20 protein-coding genes and 7 tRNA genes are annotated in these 21254 nt (G+C 25.1%); 6 read left to right on the top strand and 21 right to left on the bottom strand.

All coding sequences use genetic code 4. The features are described from left to right. Positions 1-6: 6 nt before the first annotated feature. Genes ACQW0Y_RS01645 through ACQW0Y_RS01655 form a run of 3 tightly spaced genes read right to left on the bottom strand, consistent with a single transcriptional unit; the run spans position 7 to position 4881 of the window. The gene (locus ACQW0Y_RS01645) at positions 7-1545 is read right to left on the bottom strand and encodes an RNA polymerase sigma factor (RefSeq protein WP_427867450.1); all 1539 of its coding nucleotides are present in this window, start codon (positions 1543-1545) and stop codon (positions 7-9) included. Beyond that, positions 1535-3484 (bottom strand): DNA primase, encoded by a 1950-nt coding sequence (gene dnaG / locus ACQW0Y_RS01650; protein WP_427867451.1) that lies wholly within the window; start codon positions 3482-3484, stop codon positions 1535-1537. The genes ACQW0Y_RS01645 and dnaG overlap by 11 nt, the downstream gene beginning before the upstream one ends. A gap of 20 nt (positions 3485-3504) precedes the next feature. Next, on the bottom strand, positions 3505-4881 hold the full coding sequence (locus tag ACQW0Y_RS01655; RefSeq protein WP_427867452.1) for a glycine--tRNA ligase: 1377 nt from the start codon (positions 4879-4881) through the stop codon (positions 3505-3507). Between the two features lie 236 nt (positions 4882-5117). On the opposite strand from ACQW0Y_RS01655, the gene ACQW0Y_RS01660 reads away from it, so the two are divergent. Next, a complete protein-coding gene (locus ACQW0Y_RS01660) occupies positions 5118-5798 on the top strand; it encodes a hypothetical protein (protein ID WP_427867453.1) in 681 nt (226 codons plus the stop codon). Positions 5799-5997: 199 nt separating this feature from the next. Continuing rightward, positions 5998-7323 carry a signal recognition particle protein gene (gene ffh, locus ACQW0Y_RS01665; RefSeq protein WP_427867454.1) on the top strand — a complete coding sequence of 442 codons (1326 nt, stop codon included), beginning with the start codon at positions 5998-6000 and terminating at the stop codon, positions 7321-7323. Between the two features lie 41 nt (positions 7324-7364). Here the strand turns inward: ffh and ACQW0Y_RS01670 are convergent, their stop codons facing one another. The 13 genes from ACQW0Y_RS01670 to ACQW0Y_RS01730 all read right to left on the bottom strand — a co-directional run bounded on the left by ACQW0Y_RS01670 (position 7365) and on the right by ACQW0Y_RS01730 (position 17694). Further along, positions 7365-9512 (bottom strand): SGNH/GDSL hydrolase family protein, encoded by a 2148-nt coding sequence (locus ACQW0Y_RS01670; RefSeq protein ID WP_427867455.1) that lies wholly within the window; start codon positions 9510-9512, stop codon positions 7365-7367. 2 nt (positions 9513-9514) lie between these two features. Next, positions 9515-10357: a ribosome biogenesis GTPase YlqF gene (gene ylqF / locus ACQW0Y_RS01675; protein ID WP_427867456.1), complete on the bottom strand. Its 843-nt coding sequence runs from the start codon at positions 10355-10357 to the stop codon at positions 9515-9517. 12 nt (positions 10358-10369) lie between these two features. Then, the gene (locus ACQW0Y_RS01680; RefSeq protein ID WP_427867457.1) at positions 10370-10897 is read right to left on the bottom strand and encodes a tRNA (cytidine(34)-2'-O)-methyltransferase; all 528 of its coding nucleotides are present in this window, start codon (positions 10895-10897) and stop codon (positions 10370-10372) included. Between the two features lie 152 nt (positions 10898-11049). After that, a complete protein-coding gene (gene rpsO / locus ACQW0Y_RS01685) occupies positions 11050-11316 on the bottom strand; it encodes a 30S ribosomal protein S15 (RefSeq protein WP_004414576.1) in 267 nt (88 codons plus the stop codon). A 124-nt stretch (positions 11317-11440) separates the two neighbouring features. Further along, entirely contained in the window at positions 11441-12160 is a 720-nt protein-coding gene (locus tag ACQW0Y_RS01690; protein WP_427867458.1) for a hypothetical protein, read from the bottom strand. 110 nt (positions 12161-12270) lie between these two features. Next, positions 12271-12347, bottom strand: a tRNA-Ile gene (locus ACQW0Y_RS01695). A 43-nt stretch (positions 12348-12390) separates the two neighbouring features. Next, positions 12391-12789: a 30S ribosomal protein S9 gene (rpsI, locus tag ACQW0Y_RS01700; protein WP_057247583.1), complete on the bottom strand. Its 399-nt coding sequence runs from the start codon at positions 12787-12789 to the stop codon at positions 12391-12393. Then, positions 12789-13223, bottom strand: a complete 435-nt coding sequence (gene rplM / locus ACQW0Y_RS01705; protein WP_427867459.1) for a 50S ribosomal protein L13 — start codon at positions 13221-13223, stop codon at positions 12789-12791. Before rplM ends, rpsI begins: the two co-directional genes overlap by 1 nt. A 90-nt stretch (positions 13224-13313) precedes the next feature. Beyond that, complete coding sequence (locus ACQW0Y_RS01710) at positions 13314-13976, bottom strand: 16S rRNA (uracil(1498)-N(3))-methyltransferase (RefSeq protein WP_427867460.1); 663 nt, start codon at positions 13974-13976, stop codon at positions 13314-13316. 108 nt (positions 13977-14084) lie between these two features. Next, entirely contained in the window at positions 14085-15212 is a 1128-nt protein-coding gene (ftsZ, locus tag ACQW0Y_RS01715; RefSeq protein ID WP_427867461.1) for a cell division protein FtsZ, read from the bottom strand. 62 nt (positions 15213-15274) lie between these two features. Next, complete coding sequence (locus ACQW0Y_RS01720; protein WP_427867462.1) at positions 15275-16342, bottom strand: hypothetical protein; 1068 nt, start codon at positions 16340-16342, stop codon at positions 15275-15277. 3 nt (positions 16343-16345) lie between these two features. Then, positions 16346-17257: a 16S rRNA (cytosine(1402)-N(4))-methyltransferase RsmH gene (rsmH, locus tag ACQW0Y_RS01725; protein ID WP_427867467.1), complete on the bottom strand. Its 912-nt coding sequence runs from the start codon at positions 17255-17257 to the stop codon at positions 16346-16348. After that, positions 17254-17694: a division/cell wall cluster transcriptional repressor MraZ gene (locus tag ACQW0Y_RS01730; protein ID WP_109246692.1), complete on the bottom strand. Its 441-nt coding sequence runs from the start codon at positions 17692-17694 to the stop codon at positions 17254-17256. Before ACQW0Y_RS01730 ends, rsmH begins: the two co-directional genes overlap by 4 nt. Before the next feature lie 162 nt (positions 17695-17856). Between ACQW0Y_RS01730 and ACQW0Y_RS01735 the strand changes: the two genes are divergently transcribed. The 4 genes from ACQW0Y_RS01735 to ACQW0Y_RS01750 all read left to right on the top strand — a co-directional run bounded on the left by ACQW0Y_RS01735 (position 17857) and on the right by ACQW0Y_RS01750 (position 18284). After that, a tRNA-Thr gene (locus tag ACQW0Y_RS01735) sits at positions 17857-17932 on the top strand. Between the two features lie 118 nt (positions 17933-18050). Continuing rightward, positions 18051-18125, top strand: a tRNA-Asn gene (locus ACQW0Y_RS01740). Between the two features lie 4 nt (positions 18126-18129). Then, positions 18130-18205: transfer RNA gene (locus ACQW0Y_RS01745), tRNA-Glu, on the top strand. Between the two features lie 3 nt (positions 18206-18208). Then, positions 18209-18284 (top strand) — tRNA-Val (locus tag ACQW0Y_RS01750). Positions 18285-18384: 100 nt separating this feature from the next. Here ACQW0Y_RS01750 and ACQW0Y_RS01755 read toward each other — a convergent pair. From ACQW0Y_RS01755 to ACQW0Y_RS01775, 5 genes are all read right to left on the bottom strand, one after another. Then, entirely contained in the window at positions 18385-19659 is a 1275-nt protein-coding gene (locus ACQW0Y_RS01755; protein WP_427867463.1) for an MAG4270 family putative restriction endonuclease, read from the bottom strand. Further along, entirely contained in the window at positions 19650-20504 is an 855-nt protein-coding gene (gene dcm, locus ACQW0Y_RS01760) for a DNA (cytosine-5-)-methyltransferase (protein ID WP_427867464.1), read from the bottom strand. Before dcm ends, ACQW0Y_RS01755 begins: the two co-directional genes overlap by 10 nt. Next, entirely contained in the window at positions 20474-20869 is a 396-nt protein-coding gene (gene dcm_N / locus ACQW0Y_RS01765; protein WP_427867465.1) for a DNA (cytosine-5-)-methyltransferase N-terminal subunit, read from the bottom strand. The genes dcm and dcm_N overlap by 31 nt, the downstream gene beginning before the upstream one ends. A gap of 95 nt (positions 20870-20964) precedes the next feature. Next, positions 20965-21049: transfer RNA gene (locus ACQW0Y_RS01770), tRNA-Leu, on the bottom strand. 3 nt (positions 21050-21052) lie between these two features. Then, a tRNA-Thr gene (locus tag ACQW0Y_RS01775) sits at positions 21053-21128 on the bottom strand. Positions 21129-21254 lie beyond the last annotated feature (126 nt).

Raw genomic sequence — 21254 nt, forward strand, 5'->3', positions numbered from 1 at the left:
CTATAATTAATCGGAATTATAACCTTCATTAGCAAAAAATTCTTTTAATCTTTTACGTTTTTGTGGATGTTTTAATTTACGTAAAACTTTTGTTTCCATTTGACGAACTTTTTCTTTGGTAATTCCTAATTCTTTTGCAATCTCATCTAATAAATGTGGACGATATGATTCACCATTAGGATCAGAAATTCCGTATCTTTTACGAATTAAAAGTTGATCTGATTCGTCTGGTAAAGAGTTAATCATTTCGTTTATAATTACTTTTAATTCTTCTTGGCTAGAAAAGTCGGTAGGACTCATAACACTTTCGTCCTTAACAAAATCAGAAAAACTAGAATTTTCTTCTTTTCCAATGTTTTTATCTAAGGAAATAGGATCAATGTTAATTTTTCTAATATATCTAACTTTATCAGCAGTAAATTCTGGTTCACCATATTTCTTAGCAATTTCTTCATCTGTTGGTGGATATCCATTTTCTTGTTGTAATTCTCTTTCGATTTTTAAGACCTTATTAATTGTTTCAACCATGTGAACAGGAACTCTAACTGTTCTTGCTTGATCTGCTACAGCACGAGTAATTGCTTGTCTAATTCATCAAGTTGCATATGTTGAAAATTTATAACCTTTAGTATGTAAATACTTATCAGCCGCCTTCATAATTCCTGAATTACCTTCAGAAATTAAATCAATAAAACTTAAACCACGATTTTTATATTTCTTAGCATTATTAATAACAAGTCTTAAATTTCTTTTGATTAATAAATCACGAGCCCTTTTATATGTATAATAATCGCCTTTTTCACGAGCATTTGCCATTTTTTCAGCGGTTTCAAGTTCTTCTTTAGGAGTTAAAAGTTTACCATATTTACCAATTCATCTCATGTATCATTTAACAATATCATTTGTTTCTGTTAAACGGTTTGATAAATTACTATTTTCTGAATTTTTTCTTAAAGTACCAATTTTAATTTCTTCACTATCGTAATTCTTTAATAGTTTTGAAGCTTCAAAATCTTCTGAAGATCTACGACTACTTTTTCAGCCGCTATCGCCATAATCATCATATTCGCTTAAATCATAATTATATTCATCATCATCTTCGTATTCTCCACCAATTCTTGTAGAAATATATTCATCATCTTCGCTATAATTTTCTTCTTCATCACTTGAACTAGAATCATCATTTATAACTCTAGTACTATCGTCATATTCTGAATCATAATCAATTTCTTCATTATCTGGTTCTTCAGAATCAATATCTTTTAAAGCATTCTCATTGAATTGAGCATCATCTCCAAAACCATCAACATCATCATTATCACCATCATCTACATTATTAGAAATTAAGTTTTTTTCAAATAATTTTGTTAACAATAAATCTGCTTCTTCTTCATCAACAAAAAGTTTTTTCTTATCAATAATATTAAACACTTCTTCTTGTGAAAAAGTTTTCTTAGTTTTATCTTTCTTTTGTTTTTTTTCTATTTCTTGCTCAATAACAGAAACTATATAGTCTATTGATTTTTCTAAATCTTTATTTGGCATTTTTTTCTCCTTTGTTGAAAATCAAAATTTGTTTACCAGTTTTTGTTCTTCGTTCAACAAATTCATCAACTTTATTAAGCATTAAATCAATATCTTGATTATTTAAATTATTATCTAAAATAATTTGCGAAATTCGAATCGCTTCTTCTAGATATGATTTGTATTCCTTAACTAAATCGTTGCGGTTTGTTTTACTTATTTCTTTAATATCATTTTCGATAAAAGAAATTAAATTATTCTGATTGATTTTGTAACCTTGTCTTGATTTTCTAATAATATATGTAATTAATTTTCTTAAAGATTTTTGTGATTCATCTTTTAGGTCTAACTGGTGAAATTTATCGTTTCTTCATTGTTTAATGAATACTTCTTGGTTTAATGACATTAATAAAATATCTTTCAATAAAGTATAATGTGAACTTAAACCTTCCCTAAGTTTTGTTTTTTTATAATTAAGATTATTTAATTGTTTATTAGTCTTTAAATTTTGCTTTATGTTATTTGATTCTTGAAAATTGTCTTTATTTAAAAATAATTTATCAAAATTAACATCAAAATTTTTTGATTGAATATTTTGGCTTCTAATTTCATTAAAATTATTTCTTATTTTTGAATCAGTTAATTTATTTTTAAAAAATGGGTCAGAAGGAAAATAAGGTTTTGAATTTGAAAAATAATATTCGAATAATTCTTTGTTTAAAATATTATTTGCAATCAGTTTTTCTTTTAACATTAAAACTAACGACTTATCAACATAGTATACATATTCAAAAATCTCTTCAAATTTTTTATTTTTTTCAAATGATTGATTATTATCTTGAATATTTTCCTTACACAAGTTAAATAAGTATTCAACAATATCTATTTTGTTCTCACATAATTTATTTAAAGTTTTTCCTTGATCTAATTTATAAATTTCATCTGGGTCTTTATTTAAATTATTAATAACAAATTTAACATTAATTTGATACTTAGAAGCATAAAATAAAATAATTTTAAGATTCTTTAGTGTTGCTGTTTTGCCTGCAGAATCATTATCAAAAAATAAAGTTATAGTTTTATTTGATAACTCTTTAAGATGATTAATCGAAAGTGAGGTACCCATTATAGCTACAACGTTTTTAATATTGGTTTTATGCAAAGCAATGCAGTCAAATTGCCCTTCAACTAAATAAACTTCTTTTTGCTTAAATATTTCCTCCTTAGCATGAAAATAATTAAACATAACTTCATTTTTCTTAAAAACTATTGTTTCTGCACTATTTAAATATTTTTGATTTTGTAATCCCGTTATATCGCGACCAGAAAAAGCAACAATGTTTCCAATTTCATCATGAATCGGAAACATTAAACGGTCATTAAAAAAGTTTTTATTATCATAGTTTGAAACTAAAGAGGAATTAAAAATTTCAAAAGAATCAAATTGGTGCTCTTTTAAAGTGTCATAAATCGATTTATCTTTCGAAGCAAAACCAATTTGAAATTCCTTTATTATTTCTTCACTTAAATCTCTCTTTTTAAGATAATCTTTTAAAAATTCAGATTTTTCAAACGTAATTTGATATCTAAAAAAATTTGAAGCACTTTTATTAACTTCTAAAATCTTAAAATGTTCATTTGAAAAATTTCCTTTATTAGAAAAATCACCAAATTGAGATATATCTAAATTTTGTTTTTTAGCTAACAATTTTAATGCATCAATGCTAGATAAATTTTCTTTAAACTCAATAAATTTAATAGCGTTTCCACTTTTTCCGCATCCAAAACATTTAAATATATTTTTTTCTGGACTAACAATAAATGAAGGGGTTTTTTCTCCATGAAAAGGACAACAAGCTTTATAGTTTTTTCCTTGTTTTGTCAAAGAAACATATTGACCAACTATATTTACAATGTCGCTTTTAGAAATAACAAATTCTCATATATTTTCTTTTATCATTTATCCCTAATTTCATTATTTTATTTTTTTTGATCTTCTAAATACTTAGCTATATCACTTACTAAAATTGTGTCTTGTTTCATTGTGTCACGATTTCTTATTGTGACAGTGTTGTGTTCAACGGTATCAAAATCAATTGTTACACAGAATGGTGTCCCAATAGCATCTTGACGACGGTATCTTTTTCCTATTGAACCACTTTCATCATAAGTTACTCTTAAATTTGTGTTTTCAATTAAATCTTCAAAAATTTTCTTTGCTTCTTCAGATTGCTTTTTCATTAATGGTAAAATAGCAATTTGATATGGCGAGATTTTTTGGTCTAAGTGTAGCACAACTCTTTCTTCTTGATTATCTAATTTTTCTATGTCAAATGCATCAATTATTAATGCAAATAATAATCTATCTAGCCCAATTGAAGGTTCAATAACAAAAGGAATAATTTTTGTTCCATCTTCTTTAAGGTATTCTAATGATTCACCCGAAAATTTCATATGTTGAGATAAATCATAATTACCACGGTTTGCAATTCCTAATAATTCTCCTCATCCAAAAGGGAATAAATATTCAATATCGCTAGTTCCTTTTGAATAATGACTTAATTCTTCTTTTTCATGAAGTCTTATACGAATATTGTCTTCTTTTAAACCTAAAAAAGTAACTAAGTTTTTACATTTATTAATTCAGTATTCATAGAATTTATCACTATCTTTTTCTTCACAAAAGAATTCAAGTTCCATTTGTTCGAATTCTCTTGTTCTAAAAATAAAATCACGCGGAGTTATTTCATTACGAAAACTTTTACCAATTTGTCCAATTCCAAATGGTAGCTTAGCTCTTGAGGTTCTTGTCAAATTTTTAAAATTAACAAAAATACCTTGTGCAGTTTCTGATCTTAAAAATGTTTCTGATGAAGAATTATCAATAGCTCCCATTTGAGTTTTGAACATCAAATTAAATGGTCTAATCACTCCCCAATCAGTTGCAACACCATCATATTTATTAACATTTTCTTTAATTATTTTTTCCAAATCTTCAAATGTGCATTTTTCAACATTAATTTCAGGAAATAAATCTTTAACAATATGATCAGCTCTATATCTTTTGTTATTAACTTTATTTTCTATTAAAAAATCTGAAAAATTATCAATATGTCCACTGGCTTTTCAAACGTTCTTATTCATTATAATCTTTGAATCAATTTGATAATTTTTTTCTTTTCTAATAAATTCATTAATTCAAATATTTTTAATTTGAGTCATCATTGTTGTTGCTAAAGGCCCATAATCTCATGTGTTAACAACACCACCATATATTTCAGAATTTTGATAAACAAAACCTTGATTTTTTAAGTGCGCAATTACATCTTGAATATTTTTTTGATTATTATTTGACATGCAATACTCCTATTTTTTTATAGATTGTTAAAACAATATATAAATTGTATCACAAACGCTAAAAATCTAATGACTAAATTTGGCAATATCTTGATATTTTTTATAATTTAAATAAAAATTTGCATTTTTTGTAAAAAGTTTGGGGGGTTTTTTTAAAAAAAAAAAATAAAGAAAAAGAACTATGATATTAATAGTATCTTGATTTTTATTTTATAAAAATAAGAAAGGAATAATAAATGACTAATAAGAGTAAAAAAATTTTGTTTGGAACATTAGCTGGTGTATTAATTCCTAGTACTATTTTAGGATTTTACTTTGGTGGAATAGCAATTCATAATTACAACACATATACAAAACCTTATTTACCTAAAGAATATGAGAAAGAAGAATATGCATTTGACTCAAAAATAATAAGTTTAAACAAAGAAGCAGAAAAGTATTTTTCAATCAATGAAAACACCTTAAAATCAAAACAAATTTCAAAAATTGTAAAATCTAATAATGAATATTATTTTGTTTTTAATTGAGTACATAGAAAGTGCCAAGTTAGAAACACAAATCAAGATGATTATTTTTCAGTAATGCTAAAAGTAAATCAAAATCTTTTTGATGATGTTTTTAAAGAATTAAATGATATTGATGCTCAAAAAAATTACACTTATATTCTAAGAAATGAGAAAAATGTTTTATGACACTATGTCGATAAGTTCGCTTTTAACTCTAATCAAAAACAAGATTATGATGCTATAAATAAAAAATTAAATTGCAAACATATTTTTATAAAAGATAAGAAACCAAAATTTATTTTTAATTTAAGTGTTGATTATTTAAATAAGAAATCTTCTCTAGAAATTAAAAATTTAGTTACTAAGAAAAATATTGAAATTGAATTCAAATTAGAAATGAAAAGAGCTTAATATATGTCAAATAAAAAGAAAAATATTTTAATAACAATTGGTGTCATATTTGGCTTATTAGCATTAATTGGAATAATTATTGGAATGGTTTATGGCTATATAATATTAACAATGCCAAATTTTTGTTAAAAACAAATGATATAAGTAAAAAATGCCTTAATGGCGTTTTTATTTTAATTTATTATATTATAATAAATACATGCTAGATTTTATACAAAAAAGAATTCAAAAATCAATTGATAAAATTAACAAAAAATTATCAATTAATGAGGAAGATATTTTAGAAATTTTACGCGAAGTTAAATTGGCGTTGTTGGAGGCCGACGTTAATTTAGAAGTTGTTAAATCTTTTATTAAACAAGTAAAGGAAAAGGCTTTAAATAGTCAAATTATTGGTAAATTAAACCAACAACAAACAGTTTTAAAAATATTTAAAGACGAATTAACAACAATACTAGGGAATAAAACAATTGAAATTAAGCCCAAGTCTTATCCAACAAAAATAATGATGGTTGGATTACAAGGTTCTGGTAAAACTACAACTTCAGCAAAATTAGCAGTTTACTTTAGAAAGAAAGGCATTTTTAAAAAACCTTTATTAGTCGGAGATGATATTTATCGTCCAGCAGCTAGAGATCAATTAGAACAACTTGCAAAACAAACGCAAACAGACTTTTACACAAAGAGTGAAAATGATGCCTTATTAATAGCAACACAAGCAATTGAAGCTGCTGAAGAGCATAAAAACGATTTAGTTATTATTGATACCGCCGGCCGTTTAGCAATTGATGAACAACTAATGGATGAATTAAAGAATATAAAAAGTAAAATTAAACCTGATTATATTTTCTTAATTGTTGATTCAATGAGTGGTCAAGATGTTATTAATACAGCTAAAAAGTTTCATGAAGAACTAAATCTAAGTGGAACAATTATAACCAAACTAGATTCTGATGCTAGAGGTGGTGCTGCGTTATCTATTACTCATTTACTACAAGTTCCGATTGCATTTATCGGGGTAAGTGAAAAAATTACTGGATTAGAACTATTTTATCCTGACAGAATGGCTGACAGAATCTTAGGAATGGGTGATGTTTTATCATTAATCGAAAAAGCTTCGGAAGAAGTTGATGAAAAAATGATGAAAAAAATTGGCTATAAAATGATTAGCGGTAAATTCGATCTTAACGATTTAATGAACTCTTTATCTCAAATTAAAAAATTAGGTAAAATGAAAGCTATACTTAAATTAATTCCTGGTATGGCTGATAAAGTTAGTGACGAAAAAATAGATGAGGCCGAAAATAAATTTAAGGTTTATACTTATTTAATTAATTCAATGACTGACTTAGAAAAAAAGAACCCTAAACTTTTAAAAAATCCAACTAGAAAAGACAGAATTATCAAAGGATCAGGAAGAAGCGCAAGAGAATACAATATGCTAATAAATGATTTTGAAAGAATGTCAAAACAAATGAAAGAAATGGGTTCAAATCCACAAATTAAAAACGGAATTTTAGGATAGAAAAATAAAACTCCCGAGAAAAAATCTCAGGGGTTTTATTTTTATAGTTTATTTTTCTTAATTATCTTTTTAATGATAAAAAGATTTTTCAATAATTTTACACCAGTAATAAAAAAGATATTTATTGAGATAAGGTTTGATTTCTTAAATAGTTTTTCTTTCCTTGTTTTAAGTTGAAAAATTAAGTCATATATTGAAATCTTTTTAGCGTTATCAAGAAATTTTAAGAAAATATTATTTAAATATTTAGGGTGATTCTTACAAATATTTAAAACATTATTAATAGCATTTTTTAATGCCTTATAGTCTTTTGAATCTAATTCTAAACGAATCGAATTCTTAATTGTTGATATAAAGAAATCAACGGTATTATTAATATTATCATCGTTAGTTAATTCAACTAACATTTTGTCAAAAAGAAATAATAAATTATATTTATTTTTAATAATAAAATGTTTTCAAAGTTCATCAAAGTTTTTTAACTTAACATAAATATCTGAATAATTAATTAGTGATTCGATAAAGAAATCGATAAATTCCTTAAATGTATTTAAGCTTGAAAGATATTTTTTTATTTTATTAAACCGTTTATCATTTTTTATATTAAATAAATAACTTAATAGACTAGTATTTAAAGCATCACTAAAAATCGCTTTTGTAATTTCTTTAATTTCAGCTTTTGAATCATTAATTAAACCTGAGCTAAAAAAGTTTTTAAAAACATCATAAACTAAATTTTGTTCTTGTTTGAAAATTGAATTAATTTCTTTTTTAATTAATTCATAATCTATATAAAAGGCTTCATTATGTTTTTTTGCAATCAAAGATTGTTCGATAATATAAAGAATATTATCGACTTTTTGATCCTTTAGCAAAATCAAAATAGCTTCTTTTGATCTTTGTTCATTATTTAAAAATTCTAAAATTTTATTAACACTTTCATACTCTTCAGGTGCTTTTAAAAATTTTTCAATAATAAATTTTTTTGAAATATCTTTAATTGGAAATTTACTATATCTTATAAATAAAGATCAAAAATCAGTGACGCGGTTTTTCTTATCAAGATTACTATTAAAGTATGTCTCTGAACTATTTGGAACAAAAACATTCTCATTTTTATTTCTACCGTAAACACTATTGAATAAATCATAATTATTAGAACTATTAGAAATAGACATATAATATTTCACATCATCCATTCAATAATTTTGATCAGAAATATATTTATCTTTAAATGTCAAATTATTTAAATCCAATAAAAAATGCTTTTTATTAAAAAATAATTTCGTATAAATGTCCATTCCAACTTTCTTATAACCTTTTTCAGTTGGATAAATTGAAAAAATATTTTCAAATAAATAACTCTTATTTTCTTCTCAATATTTTTTATCATTAATATCAATAAAATCTATTGAATTTTTTATCGCGGCGTTTTTGATAGATTCGCTTAATGTATTTTGTAAATAAGAATAAATATCAAAACGTTCTTTTAGAGTTATGTTAGTAAATGACAAAATCGTATCTTTTAAATTAAGTAATAAAGGTGAATAATTTGTCGTAATTATTTTTGCTTTATTATTAACTGATTTTATCGTTGCTATAAAATTTATTAATTTTTGTTCAACATCTATTCTCACATTTGAAACAAGTTGTTGAATTTGCTTTATTTGATCATCTCTTTCTTTTGAATTTAACTTATGCAAAGAAAAAATTTCTTTTAAAGGTAAATTAGAAAAGAAATCATAAAAACCTGTTGTTATACTTATTAAATTTGCTTCTTTTATTTTTTTTGAAAAAAAACTAAAATCATTTTTATCTATATTTCAGTCCTTTAAAAATTTTGAAAAATAGTTTTCAAATATATTAGCTGAAAATCAATCTATTGATTGAATTAAGTCGATTTTATTAGACATTTTTTTTAATGTTTTTTTATCATTTGTGTAGAAAGCCTTTAAAAAATCTATTGATCCATTAATAACAGAAAAGTTGTAAAAACTAGTTAGTTCTAAATTGTCATTATTCTTAATTAAATTAGCAAGTGTTGAAGGATAGCATAAACCTAAAATTTTTCCGTCTTGATTTAAAAATCCGTTAGTAGGAAATCCAACTTTTGAATTAAATCCCGAAGCAAAAGCATCACCTAATGCGATATAATTAATTCTAATTTTCGAAGTATTTTTGTCAGTCATTTTTATTTACCTTCCTCATATACATCAAAAATTACATTATTTAAATTTTTGAAATAATTAATTAACATATTTATTCCCTTTTTAATGTCATAAACACCATTTTTAAGAAGTAAATTATTAATTTGGGCGTACTTTGCAAGGTTATCAAAAATTTCTTCCTCGTTAAAAGTAGGTTCTAATTTAATTTCTGTTAGTTTCTCAGGATAATATTTTGACATTAATCGATATAAAGCAACTATTAACTCATTAATATCAATCGCTTCTTGTCTAATTGATCCAACAATAGCAAGTTTTGCACCAGTTTCATCACTTTCAATTTTAGGCATTAATAAGCCGGGTGTATCTAATAACATATAGTGTTTGCAATTAATTCATTGTTCTGATCTAGTTATACCTGCTATCGCTCCTACTTTAGTTGATTTAGATTTAGACATAGTATTAATTAAAGTAGATTTACCAACATTAGGCACGCCTAAAACAACACACTTTAAAGCAGGTGTTAATTTTCCTTTTAGATCATTTTTAGTCTTAAATTTTAAAAATTCTTTATTTAATGCATTATTAATTTTGGCATATCCGTCTTTGTTTTTTAAATTAGTTATAACAACTTGTCCACGTTTTTGGTACTTTTCTAAAAAAGGATTCAATTTAGCTAAATTAGTTTTATCCGCCTTATTAAAAACAAATAAAATTGGCTTATTATTAATAAGTTTAAAAATCTCTTCATTAAAAGAGCTTTTAGGAAGTCTTGCATCCATTACAACGATAAATAAATCAAAAAGCTTTTGCTTTTCTTGTAAAAGTCTAAATTGTTTGGCCATATGACCAGGAAATCAATGAATCATGTTAATCCTTTTTTAATCTTTTTTTAGAATAAAATCTTTACCTTTTTGAACCTCATAAACTGATAGATCTTCAAAGTTATTTTGACGTAAAATTTCATATAATACAATAGCAACAGAATTAGCTAAATTTAAGCTTCGGCATTGCGCATTCATTGGAATTCTTAAACAGTTTGCAATTTTGCCTTGCATAATTCTTTTGGGAATTCCTGTACTTTCAGTTCCAAACATTACTCAAATTTCTTTTTCTTTCTTCAAAACTTTATTATAGTTAATTTCAGCATAATTGTGAAGTCCGTAACGCGTAATATAAAAAACGTTTTTATCTGGATATTTTTCTATAAATTTATCATAACTTTCATGAATTTCATGTTGTATTTCACTTAAAAAATGACCAGCTGCTTTTCTTTTTAATCAATGCGGGTGCAAATCAAAAGCAATAGGCTTGATGATATGAAGTTTAGCCTTTCCGGCAAAGCATGTTCTAATTATGTTTGCGGTATTAGGGCTTATTTCTGGTTGATATAAAATAATGTTAATCATAGTAAAAATTTTACTATAAATAGTAAAAAATAAAGTTGATTAACAATTGGAATTTAAAATCATAGCAATTAAATTATTTTTTTTAAATCAATTTTAGATAAAAAAATAAAACTCAACGTTTCGTGTTGAGTTTTAAGCTTAAAATATTAAAATTATTTTCTAATATTTAGAGCTTTAATGGTTGTTTGGTATAAAGTGTAATCTTCATCCTTTAAGTGGCTTAATAGAGCTTTACGGTGGTTAACCTTAGCCATAAATCCACGCATTGAATGTAAGTCTTTTTTATTTACAGCGAAGTGTTTTTTTAATGATTCAATATCTTCAGTAAGAATTGCAATTTGTACAGGAAGATAACCTGTATCTTTGTCATTTCTACCAAATTGTTTAACTAATTCGCTTTTTCTTTGTTTTGAAACCATGTTTTGATCCTTTCATAACCTAGCAATAATCTTAATTATTACCAAGGAATAATTTTTAATCGATATAAGTATAACACTTTTTAATAAATATCTTCATTTTTCATTAAGCGGCTATAATTAAATATTAATTTTCTATACTCTGTTTTTTTAAATTATTACGTCAAGTTTTTCGATAAGGAATAGCATATTCTTGACAATATTTTTGAATAATATTATCCCAGTATTCAAAACTTTTCTTATCATCATCAAAAGTTCTATTAAGCTGGTATAACATATTATCATTAGGAGAAGTCGTTTTGGCCATGATTATTAAGTAATGCAAAAATAAATGTTGATCAAAATTAATTAATATACTTTCTGATATCTTATAGTATTCATACATACCAGATTCTTTAGAGCTAAATTCTTGGGCACTTATTCTTATTTCGTCTATATGATGACGGCAATAATTTCATTGGCCTATTTCATTTTTAAAATTAGTATAATAATCAGATATTCTAATTTCATTATAAGGTCCGATGATAGCTCCCTTTTTTTCCATAATTTCAATTACTTGATAATATCTTTTAACCCAAATATTTTTCTTCTCTCTTTCTAGAAATTCTTTCGGGCTAAAAAAATCTTCAACTTTACTATATTCTTCCTTTGGCAAAACATTATCATAAAAAACAGATGAAATTATTTCATCAACAGTAACTTCTTTGTCCTCAATAACATTTTTTTCTACGGTATCTTGATTATTTTTTTGTATTTCTTTATCAGAATTAAGTTTCTTCTTGAATCTAACAATAGAAATAATGATAATTATAAAAATAATAATAACTGGAAGAATTAATAATAACATTCATCACATATTTCCACCTTAAGTCAAAACATTTTAATTAATTATAAAACAATTATTAATAAATAAAATAAAAACACGCTTATGCGTGTTTAATGATCAATTTCTTGAAATGGTGCGAACGAATGGACTTGAACCATCGACCTCACGATTATCAGTCGTGTGCTCTAACCAGCTGAGCTACGCTCGCATTACAATGGGATAAAACCCATATAAGTATACCACAAAAAAAATTAACGTTTTGAAAATTGTCTTGCTCTTCTTGCTTTTCTCAAACCGAATTTTTTACGTTCTTTAACACGAGCATCTCTTGTTAAGAAACCGGCATCTTTTAATTTGTTACGATATTCATTATTTGAAGCTTCTAAAAGTCCTCTGGCAATACCTAATCTGATAGCACCAGCTTGACCTGTTAGACCACCACCGTTAACATTTGCAAAAACATCAAATTGATTTGTTGTTTCAGTTACGGTAAATGGACTTAAAGCATCTTTTAATAAAATATCTGAATTTAAATATTGTCTTGCTTCTTTACCATTAATTACAAAACTACCTTTTCCAGGAATTAAGTAAACTCTGGCAACAGATGATTTACGACGACCTAGACCATAGTATCTAATTTTATCTGCCATTATTTAACCTCGATTAATGTTGGTTGTTGTGATACTTGTTTATGTTCTGCGTTTGCATAAACATATAGATTTTTAAATTGTTTACGGCCTAGTTTTGTATGAGGTAACATACCTCTAACTGCTTTTTCTACTAAAGCTTCTGGTTTTTTAGCTCTTAAATCAGCAGCAGTAATTTGTTTTAATCCACCAGGATATCCAGTGTGGTGGTAGTAAATTTTCTTTTCATCTTTTTTAGCTGTTAAAAGAACATCTTTTGCATTAATAACAACTACATTGTCGCCCATATCAACATTTGGTGTAAATGTTGGTTTATTTTTTCCACGAAGGATTGAAGCTACAAGAGTTGAAAGTCTACCTAAAGGTACGTTGGCTGCATCGATGATGTATCACTTTTTGTCAACTAATTCTTTTCTAATAATTGTTGTTTGACGCATACTTTCTCTTTCTAAATGTAAATATATTTTTGATTTAATTAAATTGCAATTTAAATTTATGCTTATCTATTATAACAAAAAAATTTTTATTTAATTTATTTTTACCAGCATATAAATAATTGCTGTTTCTGCTCTTAAAATAGTTTTTGTTAGTGCAACAATTTTGACATTATTTTGAGTTGCTAAATCTATTTCTTTTTTAGAAAAACCACCCTCAGGTCCTACTATTAATAAAGTATTTTTATTTACTTTTTCAATTTTAGTTGCTTTTTCATTTTCATAAGCAAGAATTTTATTTGTAATATCTAAATTCATGAGATCTTCAAATTTTAAAACTTTTTCTAAAACTGGAATTTTGTTACGAAAAGACTGTTGAGCGGCTTCCAAAATTATTTTTCTAAAACGCGGTAATTTATTATCAATTTGAATATTAGTTTTATCTGTATATTCAGAAATAAACGGAATTATCTTAGTTGCACCTAGTTCAACGGATTTTTGTAATGCAATTTCAAAATGGTTTTGTTTAATTAATGGTATAGCGACCACAACATCAAAATCCAACTCATTATTAGTTGAAATTTTTTCTTTAATTAAAGCCTTATTAGGAAAAATAAAATTACATAAATAAAACTCATCTTGATAATTAATTAAAAAATCTTGATCTTTAATTCTTATTACTTTTAAATGTTTTAAAACATCTTCGTCTAATATAAAATACTCTTTTTCTTTTTGATAAGCAAAAAATTTATACATAATTCAAAAATTATAATATAAAAAGAGGCGGGTGCCTCTTTTTTGATTAATACATTATTAATAATTTATTTATGCTAATAAAATTTCTTACATCATTTTACTAATAAATTATTTATAAAGTAGTTCATCATTTTCAATATTGCTAATATCATTTTCACTTAAGTATGATTTATTTTTTGAAGATGAGTAATTAGAAAGTGTTAAGTATTCTTGTGTATCATCCTCGTTATAACGTTTTTGAGTAACTTGTTCTTCTGTTAACTTAAAATCGTTTTCATTTTCGGCTTTCTTAATTCCTGTAGCTATTACAGATACATAAATTTCACCTAGTTTTTCTGCTTCTTCACTAGCTGGTGATCCAACACCAAAGATAACATCAACATTTTCACCTGCAATGCTTTTTAGCTCATTTATTGCTTCTTGAAAGTCATTGATTGTACTATTTTTAGATGATGAAAAGTAAACAATTGCTTTTGTAACACCCTTAATATTGCTATCAATAATTGGGCTATTTATAGCGCGATGCATTGCTTGTTTTGCGGCATTTTCACCGTTGGCATTTCCAATACCAACAATAGTTTCGCCACAGTTTTTAATTAAAGTTTCTAAATCTGCTAAGTCTAAATTAATTAAACCAGGTACAGCTATAATATCTACAACAGTTCTAATAAATTGTTTAACAATATTATCTGCAACCTTAAAAGCATCTTTAAAAGAAATTTCTCCAAATTTGTCTTTTAATTTGTCATTTGAAATAATAATATAAGAATCAACGTATTTTTTTAACTCTTCTATTCCTTTTAAAGCAATTTGATTTCTTTTTGTTCCTTCAAAAGAAAAAGGAGTTGTAACAATCGCAATTACTAAAGAATTTTGCTCTTTTGCTAATTTCGCAATCACAGGTGCAGCACCAGTTCCGGTTCCACCACCCATTCCCGCTGTAATAACAACTAAATTAGCATTTTTAATTTTTTCTTTAATTTCTTGCGCAGAATGTTCAGCAGCGGCTTTACCCACTTCAGGGTTAGCTCCAGCGCCTATTCCTCTTTTATCTCCTAATTGTAAAGTAAGAGACTTATCAAATTTATCCAAAATTTGTTTATCCGTATTAGCTACAATAAACTCTAATCCATCAATTTTAGTATCTAAAATGCTTTGAATACTATTATTACCGCCACCACCGACGCCGATAACTTTAATTTTTGCAACAGAATTAAAATTTTCTAAATCTGCCATGGTTAGCCTCCTTAAAAATAAAACTAAACTCAAATAAATTAAATTATATAAGTAATTATTTTTTATTTGTTGTAATTAAATGAATAATTTTTATTTTCTAAATTATATGTATCTAATACAAATAATTCAGATGTAATAGTCATTTCTTTAATAGTGTTTTGTGCATTATTATCAATTAAGCTAATAATACCTTGCATTTCATTACTAATAATTTCATTTAAATAAATATTTTCCTTATTAAAGCTAATTAACTTAGTTATTTGATTCTCAAATTTGTTAAAAATACTTGCAATTTTAGAATTTGGGCAAATAAATTTAACATTTTGATTTTCTAATAATTTCATATTAAAGTTTAAACATTCTTTTTCAACTAAAAATAAGTATTTTTTTACTAAAAATTCAATTTCTTTACTATCCCCTGCATGCAAGTTTAAAGTTCATAAATTAAATTCTATTTTTGCTCGATTTTCACTTATTTTTAAATGGTCTGCAATTAATTTAATTAAAAAATTAATTCCCATTTTTAATTCTTTTTTAAATATACAAATATTATTTTTTAATATTTCAATTTTCAAGCTAAGATCTTCAAAAGAAACTAAGGTAGCTACTCCTTTTTCTTTTTTATAATCTAAAGAAATATTATTTAGGAAATCATAATCATATATTCTTAAAACATTTAAATCATTTTTTATAAATAAATTAAAGATATTTTTTGCTTTGTTTCAATCAAGCATACTTAAATTAATAAAGTTTTCATTTTGTTTTTGTTCAATGTATGAATAATCAAATAAGTATAGTTTGTTAGCTTTTTCTAATTGATAAAGTTTTTTAGCTATATCTAATTCAGTTAAATTAGAAGTATTAGATTTATTTAAAATAATTTTTTTATGAATTGATAAATCTGAGGAATTTTGAACAATAACAACTACATCATTTATTTTTGAAGCAATTGTTTTTTCAATTTCTTTTTTTGTTGATTTAATAAAACTATCTAAATTAAAAAGGTTAAATGAGGTGTTATTTGTTTCTTTTTTATAAACCAAAATATTTCCATATAAGCTTTTTTCGATAACTTCTACGGAAAATATATTTACTTTAAATTTATAAGCAACAATAACACTCTTTTTCATAATTTAACCTAATTTTGTTATAACTCTCAACTTCGCACTATGAGATCTTTTATTTATTTCCAATTCTTTTTCAGAAGGAAAAATGATTTTTTGTTTTCACTTCACTTCTGTTTGAATCGGAAGTTTTTTTAATTTCGGATCGGTGTAGTTAAGATTTTGGAAAAATTTTTTTACTTTTGCATCTTCTTTACTATGAAAAGTAATAATTGCTAATTTTCCATTTACATTTAATAAATCATTAATTTGATTTAATAAATCATCTAGTGCATTTAGTTCATCATTAACCGCAATTCTTAATGCTTGAAAAATTGCTTTTGATGGATTTTTCTGGCGAACTATTTTAGCTGGTAATGCGTTTCTAATAATTTCATTTAATTCAAATGAAGTAGAAATAGGGCGATTTTTTACGATTGATTTCGCAACTGTTCTAGCCAATTTTACATCACCATATTCATATAAAATCTGAGCTATTTTTTCTTCTTCTCATTCATTAATTATTATATTGGCATCCAATTTTGATTCCAAGTCCATTCTCATATCCAATTTTGTATTTTGTGAATATGAAAAACCACGCTCGATTTTATCAAGCTGAGGACTTGAAACGCCTAAATCCGCTAAAATTCCATCAACTTTTTCAATATTTATTTTTTTTAGTTCTTCTTTAAGAAATCTAAAATCACTTTTTATTAATTTATAAGAATTACTAATTTGCTTAAGTTTTGGATCAGATTCATTAATTGCTTCAATATCTTTATCAAAACAAATTAAATAACCTGAGCCGTTTTCTTTTATTTTTTTAAGAATTTCAACACTATGACCTGCTCGACCTAAAGTTAAATCTAGATAAATCCCGTCTTTTTTAATTTCTAATGAGTTAACTACTTCATTAAGCAAAACGGGGATATGTGATTCTATAACTTAACTCCTTGTTCAAATAATTTTTGAGCTAGATCATCGATGTTTGATTCTTCTTCAAAATAACTTTCTTTTGCATCATAAATTTCTTTTGCAAATAATTCGCAAATGTTACCTGAACCAATGAATACAACATCTTTTTTGATAGCAGTTTTTAAGGTTAAATGTTTAGGAATAATAATACGATTTAATTTATCTGGGCTAACTAATTCGGTGTTAGCAAAAATAAATCTGCTTAATTCTCTTAAATCTTTATTTAGGGAATTATTTTCATCAAGTCTAGATTTTAGTTTTTCAAATTCTTTTTTATCTCTAAGAATTAACTGTTTGTCAAATCCGATGGTGATAAAAAACTCATCACCTAATTCACTTAGAATTTTTGGCGGAATAACAACACGATTTTTGTCATCTAAACTTCGTTCGTATTTACCATACATTTCCACTTCCTCCCACTATCAACCATATTTTACACTTTTTTAGTTTGTTATTACAAAAAAAATATATTTTTTATAAAAAAAATAAAGAATTGCTATTTTTGGTTTTAAATTTGCTATTTTAATTATTAAATTTATTTTAAAATTTGCTAAAATACTTTACATGCTGGTTTAGCTCAGTCGGTAGAGCAACTGATTCGTAATCAGTGGGTCGGGGGTTCGATCCCTCTAGCCAGCACCATAATTGCTGATAAATTGAGTTATGTTGGTGATTAAACCATTAATTATTAAAAAAAATATTTTTTTTGTAACAATTTATTTTTTTAAGTTATAATAATTAAGCATTTAGTTAAATGAGTGCCGACTTAGCTCAGCGGTAGAGCAGCTGGCTGTTAACCAGTTGGTCGTTGGTTCAATCCCAATAGTCGGCGCCATTATGGCCCTATGGTGAAGTGGTTAACACATATGGTTTTCATCCATACATGCGTGGGTTCGAGTCCCGCTAGGGTCACCATTTGGAGAATTAGCTCAGTTGGGAGAGCATCGCCCTTACAAGGCGAGGGTCGTGGGTTCGAGCCCCTCATTCTCCACCATTTGTAAATGCACCTTGAATGCCATAAGGCATTTTTTTTATTACTTTTTTTAAAAAAACAAAAAATCTCAAGTTTAATAAATATCTTGAGATTTTTATTATTACAAATTGTTATTTCTAAGTCTTATATATTCTTTTCTTTTTTTAGATAAGCAATTTTTAGGAATTTGTTTATAAAGCTCAATTAAAATACGATCATTTTCCTTTATTTTCTTTAATAATATTATTTTTCCTGATTCATCATAATAAAAATAATCTTTATCATATAACCTATGTACAGTTGCTGTTAAATTTAACAGATTATCTTTATCAGTAACGTATAATTTAAATTTTTTCATAATTCTATCAAATTCTAATGATATTTTATCTTTATAACATTTAAAAATATTATTATTTGAATGTTTAGATATACTATTTTTCTTAAAATTATTAAGCATTTTTTCTAATTCTTTTTCAATGTCATAATTAATATCTTTTATTTGATAAATATGTGCATTTTCTGAAGCATCTGAATCTCCAAAAACATTAACTGTTATTGTTGAAACTCTTGATCTTTCAGCTTTTATTTGTTTTTTAGCTTCATTAAATAATACTTTAGTTTCATTTATTTCTTGTTTAATTCTTTTACTAAAATTTTCAATTGTGTTTTTTTTATTTTCAATTTCAGAATTTATAAATTTAATATAATTTCTAATTTCTTCTTTAATTGATCCCTGATTATTTTCGTTTAAAATTTTATCTAATCAATTATGCAAATCTTGAGAAATTTCAAATTCTCTAAATTGTTTCAAATCGTCTTTATCAATTTCTGAATATCTTCTATCAAAATAAAAAATGTCATCTAACAACATAATTAAGTTATTTTTATATTTTGAAAAACGAGTCTTTTCTTCGCTTATGTCTCATATCATTTCAGAATTATTAGGATTCTTTGCTGAACCACAGGGGTTATTTCCTTTAATTATTGCAATTATATTTTTTAATGTGCTCTGGTATTCTTTAGAATTAAATCATTGATTTACAAATCGTAATTCATCACTACCAAGAAATATAGTCTTATTAGATATTTTTTTAGGCCTTTCTTCTTGGCTGTAATTCTTATTACACATTTTATTTATATATTCTAGCAAATTTTCTCTATATCTAAAGTTTTTATTTTTTTCTTTAAATCATGATTTTGTTGTATACAAATCTATTGCTAATTCTGTAAATTTTATTTCCCAGTAAAGAATAAAATTCTCATCCTCTGAAAATAATAAATCTATTTTACCCTTGAACTTAGAACTTTTTGAATTATTATTATAATAGTTTTTTGATATAAAATCAAAAGAATATTTTTTGCATCTTTCCCATATATTTAATCAGTTTATAGACATTTTTTGATAATCTCCTCAAATAATGCTTCTAAAACTTCAACAGAAATTGAATTACCACAAGTAAAAATCATTTTTTCACGTGATAATAATTTTGTACTTTGTACAGCAACGGCATCATCCAAACTAAATCCCATATATTGATAAGCCTCAAGCTCATCCATAGTTTTTATAATTTGTTTTGATTCAAAATAAAACTTTAATCGACTATTAGCACCTGATGCGGTTAGCGTTGGTCCAAGGCCTTTAGGTAAATATAAATAAGCTTCTGAATTAAATTTAGAATAATTAATAAATTTACTTTTAAAAATACCTTTATTAGTTTTGTAAAAATTCGTCTTCTTATAAGAAAGCAAATTAGATAAATCTTTACCTTCATTATTAATATTTATTAATTCTGACAAATCCTTATTATTTGTTACTTTGTTAGGAAATTCAAAGTTAGAATTTTTATTTAAATAAGAAATTGCAAAAACTCGCTCTCTATTTTGAAAACTATTATAATCCGATGAATTTAGAACTTTTCATTTTGTTACATAACCAAGTTCATCCAAAATTTTTATTCAATTTTTAAAATCCTTAATAAATTTTTTTGTAGTTAAAGCTTTTACATTTTCAAGTAATAAAACTTTTGGTAATCTATCTTTATTATTTTGTAGGATTCTTTCAATTTCATATAAAAGCCCACTTCTAGTTTCTTTACTTATTCCCTTTTGTTTTCCTTGTTGAGATAAATCTTGGCAAGGAAAAGAATAGGTTAAAATATCAATATTTTTAGGTAATTTTTTAAATGTTTTTATGTCAGTATTAGAAAATCTTAAATAAGTCTCTCTCTCTCTCTCTCTCAAGAATCATTAGAAAAGTTATAAACATTTCTAAAATAATTATTATTTATAAAAGCATTTAAATATGGGAAAATTGCATTTAATTTTTCCTTACTTATTCTTGAAAAATATTTTCTGCTTACTTGTATCTTACTATTAGAACTAAAAGAATTTTTAGACAATATTTCTATTTGTTCCTCATCTGGAATCTTAACTTCCTTTTCTAAAATTCCATAATGAATTATCATATATGAAATAATTGCATCTATATAAAAATCACAAGCTCCCAAACTAATGGTTTTAAATTTTAATTTTTTTTCTAAATTTTTTAAGGCTTTATATTGACTTCCAATTCCCGAAAACATTTCAAATAATCTAATTTTTTTCATAATATATTAGTTTAACGGAATATTTGATTTTTAAAAAATATTAATTTTTTATATAAAAAAAGAAGACTAAATGTCTTCTCCACAAATGAATGATATGGTACGCGAGGAGGGACTTGAACCCTCACGCCGTAAAGCATTAGTGCCTAAAACTAACGTGTCTGCCAATTTCACCACTCGCGCATATGGTGCCGTTTATAGGACTTGAACCTACGACCTACTGATTACAAGTCAGTTGCTCTGCCAACTGAGCTAAAACGGCTTGTGCTTTTAATGCTTTATAATTATATATAATTTTTTAATTTTTTATAAAAAAAGTATTTTATATTTTGATAAAATTTAAAACATTGGCGTTCCAGTTATTTCTGTTTTTGTAAAAATATATATT

It is taken from the genome of Mycoplasmopsis arginini, assembly GCF_965278885.1.
Classification (GTDB): Bacteria; Bacillota_I; Bacilli_A; order Mycoplasmatales; family Metamycoplasmataceae; genus Metamycoplasma; species Metamycoplasma arginini_B.